The 11,009-nt window shown below is 34.1% G+C and carries 8 protein-coding genes; 5 read left to right on the forward strand and 3 right to left on the reverse strand.

The genetic code is table 11. From position 1 onward, the window contains the following. The first annotated feature begins 24 nt into the window (after window positions 1-24). Together lacG and BCR26_RS03510 are read left to right on the forward strand one after the other, a co-directional pair. Window positions 25-1,428, forward strand: coding sequence for a 6-phospho-beta-galactosidase (gene lacG / locus BCR26_RS03505; protein WP_069697588.1), 1,404 nt, complete (start codon window positions 25-27; stop codon window positions 1,426-1,428). 463 nt (window positions 1,429-1,891) lie between these two features. Beyond that, window positions 1,892-3,409, forward strand: coding sequence for an alkaline phosphatase (locus BCR26_RS03510; protein ID WP_084387001.1), 1,518 nt, complete (start codon window positions 1,892-1,894; stop codon window positions 3,407-3,409). Between the two features lie 393 nt (window positions 3,410-3,802). Here BCR26_RS03510 and BCR26_RS03515 read toward each other — a convergent pair whose 3' ends face one another. Then, on the reverse strand, window positions 3,803-4,288 hold the full coding sequence (locus BCR26_RS03515) for an AmiS/UreI family transporter (RefSeq protein WP_069697589.1): 486 nt from the start codon (window positions 4,286-4,288) through the stop codon (window positions 3,803-3,805). Between the two features lie 291 nt (window positions 4,289-4,579). Here BCR26_RS03515 and BCR26_RS03520 point away from each other — a divergent pair, with 291 nt between their 5' ends. Both BCR26_RS03520 and BCR26_RS03525 read left to right on the forward strand, forming a co-directional pair. Then, complete coding sequence (locus BCR26_RS03520) at window positions 4,580-5,872, forward strand: adenylosuccinate synthase (protein WP_069697590.1); 1,293 nt, start codon at window positions 4,580-4,582, stop codon at window positions 5,870-5,872. Window positions 5,873-6,043: 171 nt separating this feature from the next. Then, the gene (locus BCR26_RS03525; protein ID WP_069697591.1) at window positions 6,044-6,913 is read left to right on the forward strand and encodes a DegV family protein; all 870 of its coding nucleotides are present in this window, start codon (window positions 6,044-6,046) and stop codon (window positions 6,911-6,913) included. Window positions 6,914-7,019: 106 nt separating this feature from the next. Here the strand turns inward: BCR26_RS03525 and BCR26_RS03530 are convergent, their stop codons facing one another. After that, window positions 7,020-8,651 carry an ABC-F family ATP-binding cassette domain-containing protein gene (locus BCR26_RS03530; protein WP_069697592.1) on the reverse strand — a complete coding sequence of 544 codons (1,632 nt, stop codon included), beginning with the start codon at window positions 8,649-8,651 and terminating at the stop codon, window positions 7,020-7,022. Window positions 8,652-9,012: 361 nt separating this feature from the next. Between BCR26_RS03530 and BCR26_RS03535 the strand changes: the two genes are divergently transcribed. Further along, a complete protein-coding gene (locus tag BCR26_RS03535) occupies window positions 9,013-10,101 on the forward strand; it encodes a heparan-alpha-glucosaminide N-acetyltransferase domain-containing protein (protein WP_069697593.1) in 1,089 nt (362 codons plus the stop codon). Between the two features lie 164 nt (window positions 10,102-10,265). Here the strand turns inward: BCR26_RS03535 and BCR26_RS03540 are convergent, their stop codons facing one another. Beyond that, complete coding sequence (locus BCR26_RS03540) at window positions 10,266-10,814, reverse strand: DUF805 domain-containing protein (protein WP_069697630.1); 549 nt, start codon at window positions 10,812-10,814, stop codon at window positions 10,266-10,268. Window positions 10,815-11,009: the final 195 nt, after the last annotated feature.

The following is an 11,009-nucleotide window of genomic DNA, read 5'->3' on the forward strand; positions in this document are numbered from 1 at the left end:
TTCATTAAGAAAAGGAGTAGTTCTATGCAAAAATTTCCAGAAAACTTTATATTTGGAGCAGCAACAGCAGCTTATCAGGCAGAAGGTGCCACGAAAATTGGGAACAAAGGGAAAACCTACTGGGACGATTATTTAGCTGAACAGAATGTATTTGATCCTTCTACAGCTAGTGATTTTTATCATAAGTATCGAGAAGATCTTGAGGTGTGCCAAGCTTTTGGAATCAATGGCATTCGGATTTCTATTGCATGGACTAGAATTTTTCCAAATGGAACAGGGGAAGTGAATCAAAGTGGTGTTGACTATTACCACGAACTAATTGATACTTGCATAAAAAATAAAGTAGAGCCTTTTGTGACTTTACATCATTTTGATACACCGGATCCACTATTTAAATTAGGGGACTGGCTGTCTCAAGAAATGGTGACTGCTTTTGTTGATTTTTCTAGCTTTTGTTTTAAGGAATATGGGGATAAAGTCAACTATTGGATTACTATCAATGAACCGTGGTCAGTAGTTGCCGGACAATATATTATAGGCCATTTCCCACCGAATAAGCAGTATGACATTCCTAAAGCAATTCAAGCGATGCACAATATGATGGTAGCTCATGCTCGGGTCGTAAAAGTATACGTGGCAGGAAATTATCATGGAGAGATTGGGATTGTGCATATTTTAGAATCGAAGTATCCAATTAGTGACAAGCCGGAAGATGATGAAGCGGCTATGCAAGAGCATGTATTAGCTAATCAGTTTATGCTAGATGTCACCTTTAATGGGTGTTATTCGGAAGAATCCTTAGCTGTTGTAAAAAACATCCTTAAGCAAAATCAAGGAGAATTAATCATCCGGGAAGAAGAGCTTGAAATTCTTTCTGATGCCGCACAAAAAATAGATTTTTTAGGAATTAATTATTACGCCAGTCATTTTCTTAAGGCATACGAAGGAGAAAGCTTGATACACCATAATGGAACTGGTGAGAAAGGCAGTAGCATTTTTGCATTGAAGGGAATTGGTGAGCGAGTAAGTAATCCAAAAATTCCAACAACAGATTGGGATTGGCCTATTTATCCGCAAGGCTTGTTGGATATGTTATTGTATATCAAGGAAAAATATCCTCATTATAAAAAAATCTACGTGACCGAAAATGGAATGGGTGACAAAGATCTTCTAACGAATGAAACAGTCAATGACGACGCACGAATTGAGTATGTTCGCTTGCATTTGTCTGCTATTTTGAAAGCTGTAGAAAAAGGAGTAAATGTTCAAGGCTACTTCATCTGGTCGTTAATGGACGTATTTTCTTGGACAAATGGCTATAATAAGCGTTACGGCTTGTTGTATGTTGATTTTGATACGCAAAAAAGATACGCCAAAAAAAGTGCTTACTGGTATAAAAAATTAGCAGAAACTAAAGAACTATTGTAAAGTATAAAAAATCAAAATGAAACTATGAAACTGTGAGGGTTGTTTTCGAAAAAACTCACAGTTTTTTGTTGAAGCAAAATCTTGTTTTGTCTTATAAAAAAATATTTTTTAGAGGAGTGCTTATTTTACAGTAATTTTACAGTAATCTGACGTAAAAAACATACTATTATTTTATAATATATGAAACAATTATATATTTTATATAGTAATTGTTTGTACCAGAGGCCTATCCGAACAATCACTGTTCTTTGATGATTCTGGCTGTTAGAATGCAATTTTTAGGTATCATAAGTAAAAAAATTATTGGGGGGATTTTTATGTTAAAATTTCAAAAAAGACTGATTGCGTTAACGATGGTATGTGTGTCAATTTTATCTAGTGGTTCTCATTCTCACGCAATGAGCCTCGAAAAGCTTCAGGAGCAAAAAAAATAAAAAATGTTATTGTTTTAATCGCTGATGGGATGAGCATCGATGGCGTTACTCTCACTCGTTGGTACAACGCGTATGACCAAGCGTCAGGAAAAATTGATACGTCAAAAAATCTTTCAATTGATCAAATGGCTAGTGGCTTAGTCAGAACTTATTGGCAAGCAAATGGTGTTGTTGGAGCAATAACCGATTCAGCACCAGCAGGAACAGCTCTAGCCACTGGTGTAAAAACAATGGACAAATTTATCGGCGTTTCTGAGGAAAAAAAACCTTTAGCAACTATTCTAGAAACATCAAAAAATATTGGGAAAGCAACCGGATTAGTCGCTACCTCGCAAATAATGCATGCGACGACAGCCGCTTATTCTAGTCATTTCCCTGACAGAAGTAAAGAAGCAATTATCGCTGAACAGCAGGTTTATAATTCTATTGATGTAGTCTTTGGTGGGGGCTATGGAAACCTTCAAAATCGTGAAGATGATGAAGACTTAGTAAATGTTTTAAAAAATCAAGGCTACCAGTACTTGACAGACAAAAAAGACCTAACTAATGCTAAAAATAAAACTTGGGGCATGTTTGCTGAATCAGCTATGTCCTATGAAATGGATCAGAAAACACTAACGCCATCAGAGCCGTCTCTATCTGAAATGACGAAAAAATCGATAGATATTCTTTCAAAAGACAAAGATGGGTTCTTTTTAATGGTGGAAAGTTCAAAAGTTGATTGGGCAGCACATGCAAATGATCCGATAGGAATGATTTCTGAAATTAATGCTTTTGATCAATCGGTTAAAGCTGCACTGGATTATGCTAAGAAAAATGAAGATACAATGGTTATCGCTATTACCGATCATGGAAATAGCGGCTTAACAATTGGAAATAAGCAAACAGATACCACTTACTCAAAAGATAGTGTGGACAAATTTGTTGCGCCATTAAAAAAAGCCAAGCTGACAGGTGAAGGAATTGGTAAAAAAATAAGTGGAAATACTGATAATTTGGTTAAAATTATGGCTGAATATGGTGGTATTAGTGATTTATCTACTGAAGAAATCGCACAGCTTAAAGCTGTCCTAAATGATGAAAAAAAGGACAAACAAGCACTTTACGGAAGCAATATGCAAGCACTCTATGGACAGTTAATATCAAAAAGGGCCTCATTAGGCTTTACAACTAGCGGTCATACAGGTGAAGATATCACGCTTTATACGTACTTGCCCAATGACGAAAGACTTACTGGAACTATTAATAATACAGACATTCCTAAAGCGATAGCCAAAATATGGGGCATTGATTTGTCGAAAGAAACGAAAAATTATTACACTGATGCCAAAGAAGCATTAGAAAAATTAGGTGCTAAAGTTTCCATTGATGATTCTGATCAGAATAATGTTAAATTGGTTGCAACTAAAGGAAAAACGACGTTGGAAATACCCGAAAATAAAAACTATGTGTTACTAAATGGTAAAAATAAAGAACTAGAGAGTGTTGCTGTTAATGTAGAAAATACTTTTTACGTAAACAATAAGGCTTTAAAGCTGATGAAATAGTAATTTTAGCACATACGAAGTAAAAATAAGCCTGCTTTAAAGAAAACAGCGATGATTTTGGATTCTATGTCAACTCCTGTTGCTAGAATAAAAAACAGAATACAATCGAAGAGCTTAAAACAAAAACAGAGAATCTCTGGTTTTGTTTTAAGTTTTTTTGAACGAAGGAAGACAGCGGGAATGATCTGGGCAGTTGTTGGGAAGTGACTTGGCGAAACCCGTGCCAAGTCCATTCCTAGATCCAGTCAAAGCAGCTGTAAGAACTTTGCTGTTCCTTTTTTTGTTTGAACACTCAAAAAAAGTGCTGGTGGGTTTTCCTTGAGGAATTTCCACCAACACAAAATAGTATAGAGCCAACAAAACGACAACCGTTTTGTTAAGACTCTTTTTTCGCTACCATAAATTGACTAACATTAAATAGCCTGGAATCCAGCAAGTGACAATTCCTTCAAAGATTGCTAAGTATAAAACAGGTTTGGTAATATCAATTTTTAAAATAGATTCCACGAACCCAGCAAACCATAAAATTCCCCAAAGGAGCCAAATAATTGCGAAACGCCAATCCCCTTCGATAGTGTAAGCGACCCAAGCACTTGGAATCGTATTGATTGCGACAAATAAAGCAAAAATTCCATAAATGCGCATATCTAAATTGAAAAGATAGATTAAACCAACCAATAAATAGGTAAAGGCAAATAGATACCCCGTGCCAGCAGAGTAATATTCTCCCTGTAATAAATACATAGTGTTAATAATGAAAGACAAGCTTCCTGTAAGAATATTTAAAAGTGCAGTAGATTTTTTATCTACGCCTGCTAAGCCGCAATACCCATTGCTAATTAAAGTAATCCCTACAAATAATAAACCGACAGCTAACAATTTTGTTCCTCCTATAGATTATTTATGACCATCCAACCATTTTACGAAATATTGAAGAAAAAGTGTACATCATGAGAAAAAAATTTCTTTATAGAAATCAAGTTGCCATGAAAAAAATAAAATTTTCTAATTTTCGCTTTTTTATAGATTTTTTCAATAAAACCGACGTAACGTTCGTGTTTTAACCTTTCCTTTTTTTTCGTTCTTCGTAATATTCGATTTTTCCTTGAAAGGGTGGCGTTTTCTTGGTACAATAATTCAGGACAAAATAATTTAGAACGAGGTGTTCGAATGTCATCAGTTGTAGTAGTTGGAACGCAGTGGGGCGACGAAGGTAAAGGAAAAATCACGGATTTTCTAAGTGAAAATGCGGAAGTTATCGCACGCTATCAAGGTGGAGACAATGCTGGGCATACGATTAAATTCGACGGTGTAACGTATAAACTTCATTTAATTCCTTCAGGTATTTTTTATAAGGAAAAAATTAGCGTAATTGGGAATGGCGTAGTTGTAAACCCTAAATCTTTAGTAAAAGAGTTAGCGTACTTAAAAGAAAACAACGTAGCGACTGATAATTTGCGTATTTCAGATCGTGCGCATGTCATTTTACCTTACCATATTCAATTGGATCAATTGCAAGAAGATGCGAAAGGTGAAAATAAAATTGGAACAACAATTAAAGGAATTGGCCCAGCGTATATGGATAAAGCGGCACGTGTTGGGATTCGAATTGCTGATTTACTAGATAAAGAAATTTTTGAAGAACGTTTGAAAATTAATCTGGAAGAAAAAAATCGTCAATTTGTTAAGATGTTTGATAGTGAGCCAATTGCATTTGAAGATATTTTTGAAGAATATTATGAGTATGGCCAACAAATCAAGAAATATGTTACTGACACTTCAGTGATTTTAAATGATGCTTTAGATGCTGGCAAACGCGTGTTATTTGAAGGTGCCCAAGGTGTGATGCTAGATATCGATCAAGGAACGTATCCTTTTGTAACATCATCAAATCCCGTAGCTGGAGGCGTGACAATTGGTAGTGGTGTAGGCCCATCTAAAATTAATAAGGTTGTAGGTGTTTGTAAAGCTTATACGTCGCGTGTCGGCGATGGACCTTTCCCAACAGAATTATTCGATGAAACAGGAGAAACAATTCGTAGAGTAGGGAAAGAATACGGTACAACAACAGGGCGTCCTCGTCGTGTGGGTTGGTTTGATACGGTTGTAATGCGTCATTCGAAACGTGTTTCAGGTATTACAAACTTATCTCTAAATTCGATTGATGTACTAAGTGGACTAGAGACAGTTAAAATTTGTACAGCCTATGAATTAGATGGAGAATTAATCTATCATTATCCTGCAAGCTTGAAAGAATTGAGCCGTTGTAAACCAGTTTATGAAGAGTTACCAGGATGGTCAGAAGATATTACAGCGTGTAAAACATTAGCTGATTTACCAGCCAACGCTCGTAACTACGTTCATCGTATTTCTGAACTTGTAGGTGTAAGAATTTCAACATTTTCAGTAGGACCAGATCGTAACCAAACCAATGTATTAGAAAGTGTTTGGGCACAAATTTAATCAGGTTTCGAGAGGGCAGAACAAAACGTATACAGTTTTGTCCGCTCTCTTTTCTTTTACTTAAATTAAAAATATTATAGAGGAAAAAAGAGAAATATCTTTATGTTCAGTGTTCTTTAATGAGTGTCATGAGCTTTTGTGTTAAAATGTAAAAAAGGAGGATTATAAAAAATGACCTTTAAATTAGTAACCGATTCTTGTTGTGATTTACCCTATACTTTATTAGAAGAAAATGATGTTGATTTTATAAGTATGACAGTCCATTTGAACGGAAAAGAAATGATTGATGATCTAGGAAAAACCTTTGATTATGATCATTTTCTAAAGGAAATCCAGAACGGTGGTATGCCGACGACTTCTCAAGTGAATATTGGACAATATATAGAGTTTTTCCGCACTTTTATTGAGAAAAAAATACCTGTTCTTTACTTAGCTTTTTCTTCAGGTTTAAGTGGCTCTTACCAAAGTGCCCTGCAAGCAGTTGATATATTAAAAGAAGAATATGAAGATGTTGAAATTTATATAGTAGATACCAAAGCTGCCAGCCTGGGATTAGGTTTACTCGTAAACAAAGCGATTGATTTGAAAAAAGCAGGTCATTCACTAGAAGATATTTTACTTTGGTTAACAGAAAATAAGATGAACGTTCAATCTTGGGTAACCGTGGATGATTTAAAACATTTGGAACGAGGTGGACGAATCTCAAAAACCGCAGCAGCAATTGGTGGTTTGATGAATGTAAAACCAATCATTACAATAGACGCTGAAGGAAAGTTAATAAATGTTGGAAAAGTTCGTGGAAGAGGCAAAGCCCTCCAGAAATTAGCAAATGAAACAACATCAAGAATTATTGAGCCTGTAAAACAAACAATCTATATTGCTTATGCAGGAGATCTTGATAACGCTGAAAAATTAAAGAAGATGATCCTTGAAAAGATTCAAGTAAAAGAAATATCTATCTTCCCATTAGGTTCAACCATCACAAGTCACACAGGCTATGGCTGTATCGCTGTTTTTTCTTTAGGAGAAAAACGAGTTTAAGCAATTATTATTGAATTTTAAAAAAAATCATATATTTAGAAAAATAAAAAGAATCAGAACAACGGACTCAAAAAGTTGGTTGTTCTGATTCTTTTTTGTTTGATTTTTAATATTCCCCAGTAAACAGTTCATCCAATTGTTTTTGAACATCTTTGTTTTCTAAGAATTCGTCGTAAGTTGTTTCAGCACGATCGACTAAACCTTTATCAGAAACAGCGATAATACGGTTTGCTAAGGTTTGGATAAATTGATGGTCATGAGAAGCGAATAAAATTGCGCCAGTAAAGGCCATTAGCCCATCATTTAATGCTGTGATAGATTCTAAGTCCAAATGGTTTGTCGGATCATCTAGAACCAACACATTTGATTTAGATAACATCAGTTTAGAAAGCATGACACGAACTTTTTCCCCACCGGAAAGGACGTTTACAGGTTTTAATACTTCTTCCCCAGAGAATAACATTCTACCTAAGAAGCTACGTAAAAAGGTATTGTCATCTTCTTCTTTTCCAGCAAATTGACGTAACCAGTCGATAATTGTTAAGTCAGTATCGAAATCTTTACTGTTGTCTTTTGGTAAGTAAGCTTGAGTCGTTGTAACACCCCAACGCACCGTACCAGTATCAGGTTTGATTTCCCCCATAATTACTTTGAATAAAGTCGTCGTAACGATGTCACTGTCAGCAATAAATGCTACTTTGTCATCTTTACTTAAGTTGAAAGAAATGTTGTCTAAGACTTTTTTACCATCAATTGTTACAGAAATATTTTCTAATTGTAGTAAATCATTTCCGATTTCACGTTCAGGATTAAAGCCAACAAATGGGTAACGACGTGAAGAAGGCTGAATATCGTCTAAAGTGATTTTGTCCAACATTTTTTTACGAGAAGTTGCTTGTTTTGATTTAGAAGCATTTGCGCTAAATCGTGCAATAAAGTCTTGTAATTCTTTGATTTGTTCTTCTTTTTTTGCATTGGCATTCGATTGTAATTTTGCCGCTAATTGACTAGATTCTAACCAGAAGTCGTAGTTCCCTACGTAAAGTTTAATTTTTCCGAAATCTAAATCGGCCATGTGGGTACAAACTTTGTTTAAAAAGTGACGGTCATGGGAAACGACAATAACGGTATTATCAAAGTTGATTAAAAATTCTTCTAACCAATTAATTGAACGAGTATCTAATCCATTGGTAGGCTCATCCAGTAATAGTACATCAGGTTTACCAAAAAGCGATTGTGCTAATAACACTTTTACTTTTTGACCGGCAGTTAGTTCACTCATCAATTGGTCATGTAAGTTTTCAGGAATGTTTAAGCCTTGAAGCAAGACAGCAGCTTCAGGTTCTGCTTCCCAACCACCTATTTCGGCAAATTCTCCTTCTAATTCAGCGGCACGAATCCCATCTTCATCAGAGAAGTCTTCTTTCATATAGATCGCATCTTTTTCTTTCATAACTTCATATAGGCGTTTGTGGCCCATAATTACAGTTTCCAAGACTGTATTTTCTTCATAATCAAAATGGTTCTGCTTTAATGTAGCCAAACGTTCATCTGGACCTAAAGAAATATTTCCTGTTGTAGGTGGAATTTCACCAGATAAAATTTTTAAGAAAGTTGATTTACCAGCACCGTTTGCACCAATTAGCCCATAACAGTTTCCTGGAGTGAATTTAATATTTACATCATCAAAAAGTTTGCGGTCTGGAAATTGCAAACTTACGTCATTTACAGTAATCAATTGTTTTCCTCACTTTATTTATAATTGTTAAACCTCTCTGCATTATAGCGAGGAAAATGCCATTTTTCAAGGAATTTCAGTGTTTTTCAGAAAAGAATTCATTTCCGAACGTGCAAAAGATAACTTAATCATAAGATTTGAGCATTTTTTGATGTAAACTTCATCTAATAATCTTTTTAAGAGTAAACATTCAGTTGTAAGAATTAGATTTCAAGTTTGCTATTTTAGAAAAAATCAATACAATTAACTTAATCAAATTCATAATAAAGAAATAGTCTCTTTGAAAATTACTGGCTAAACAAAACTACGCTGACGTAAAGTCCTAAAATGGCTATGAAAAAAATATATTGGGGAGGAAACGATGAAAGATATTAATAGATATAATTCAGGAAGACAAAATGAATTAGATATAGCTAAAGGTTTAGCAGTGTTATTTATGGTATTGGTTCACTTTTTACTACAATTTAGTTCATACGCGACACAAGAAGAAAGTGTTTATGGGCAAATCGTTCAATTTTTAGGCGGCATTCCGGCGGCACCCGTTTTTATGTTTATGCTCGGTGTAGGCATCATTTATTCTAGAAGAAATACACCTAGTATTTTGATTAAAAGAGGAGCTACTTTAATTATATTAGGCTATCTTTTAAATATTTTACGTTCGGTTATACCTGAATCAATTAACTTGTTAAATGGTTATAGCAACTACATATCGCTATATGAAGTATTTTATGATCATTTTTTCTATGTGGATATTTTACAATTTGCAGGACTAGCACTAATTCTTTTCTCGTTTGTATTAGCAAAGGATTTTTCGAATAAATCTTTAACTGCGATTGGTTTATTTTTTATGCTGTCTAATTACGTATTACTTCCGTACAGTCGATATTTTGTAACACCAACATCAGCTCCGATAGTCAATCTTTTTGTAGGGGGAAGTGGAGCTTCCTATTTTCCATTTTTAACATGGATCATCTACCCAATCCTAGGGTATTTATTTGGCAGTTACCTTATTCAAACAAATAACAAAGTTCATTTTTACAAAAAAATCTTGATTTATTCAACAGGTCTCTTGGTTATTTATATTCTTGGTATTTTCTATTTAAATTTTCCAACTGGATATGAAAGCGACGCTATTTATTATCATCACACTTTCCCAATCACTCTCTTTTATAGTCTGTTTGTATTATGGTGGGTTTCAGTGTTATTTTTTGTATCAACGAAATTTACAGTTCTTTCTTATCAACATTTAATTAATGCCAGTAAGTATACAACGGAAATTTATTTTACTCATTTTGTATTAATGGGGATATTATCAATATTCTTGCATAGTAAATTAGGCACCTACGCTACTATATTAGCGAGTCTTCTTTTATATATAATGAGTTACTATCTTTCAATGTATTACAAGAATTTTCAAGGAAAACAAAAGTTAGAGGGAGTAAAAGAGTAGCAAGAGGTATGGGGGGACTATAGTTAAACTGAAGTTCTCAGCGGCTGCCAGTAAAATACTATACCCTTTTCTATATTGCTTATGTAGCATCAAAAAAGAAAAAGTCTAGAATCTAACCCATTGAGTTACTTTCTAGACTTTTATCATTTGAATAGGTTATAAAATTAAGCTTTTTTAGAAAATATAGAAGTAAGGATAGAATTATTGCTTTTAGTAGCAAACATATCTGTTGGTAAAAACATACAAACAGAGATAAACAAAGATAAAGCTAAAAAAATCAAAGCAACTAGCGCTGAGCCAGAAAAATTCATGCTTGCTATAGGCACGTATGAATCTGAATAATCTGAATAGACAGATGATAGTGAATTAAGAAGTGATGAGTAGAAGCTCATCATAAATGTTCCATAAAAAGCATAATAAAGAATGTAAAGGGCTAAAATGGTTTTGCTTTTCAACCCTGTGTTTCTTATACGTCTAACAGATAGTGTAATCAAAGGTACTATTAGTGATAACGAGAATAGTAAAACGATAAAAGCCATCAAAGGAACACTAATTGTAAGTATAAATAGAACGACATACGCAATAAAAATAGCAAGTATGACCCACCAGTACCCAGAACGTGTAGTATTTCCTGTAAAATCAAAGTACCCTTGATAAAAATCTTTTACTGCTTGTGGAAAAGAAACTTTTCCTTCTTGTGATATTTTTTTCATAAAAATCCCCTTTCGTATTAATACCATTTTATCATAAAAAAAATTCATTTGAACATTTTCCTTGGAAAATCATTTTTTAAGAAAATAAACTTTGCAAAGTAACTGTTGTTTAGCAGATTTTTAATATGTTCCACATGAAACATATTAGAAAAAAGATTATTTTTAGTGTACTTTTTTAACAATACACTGTATGAT

This window comes from Enterococcus rivorum, assembly GCF_001742285.1.
In the GTDB taxonomy this organism is placed as follows: Bacteria; Bacillota; Bacilli; order Lactobacillales; family Enterococcaceae; genus Enterococcus_L; species Enterococcus_L rivorum.

Excerpts from the sequence above, each read along its gene's own strand:
- lacG (WP_069697588.1), top strand. The coding sequence starts at position 25 with ATGCAAAAATTTCCAGAAAACTTTATATTTGGAGCAGCAACAGCAGCT.
- BCR26_RS03510 (WP_084387001.1), top strand. The coding sequence starts at position 1,892 with ATGAGCATCGATGGCGTTACTCTCACTCGTTGGTACAACGCGTATGAC.
- BCR26_RS03520 (WP_069697590.1), top strand. The coding sequence starts at position 4,580 with ATGTCATCAGTTGTAGTAGTTGGAACGCAGTGGGGCGACGAAGGTAAA.
- BCR26_RS03525 (WP_069697591.1), top strand. The coding sequence starts at position 6,044 with ATGACCTTTAAATTAGTAACCGATTCTTGTTGTGATTTACCCTATACT.
- BCR26_RS03535 (WP_069697593.1), top strand. The coding sequence starts at position 9,013 with ATGAAAGATATTAATAGATATAATTCAGGAAGACAAAATGAATTAGAT.
- BCR26_RS03540 (WP_069697630.1), bottom strand. The coding sequence starts at position 10,814 with ATGAAAAAAATATCACAAGAAGGAAAAGTTTCTTTTCCACAAGCAGTA.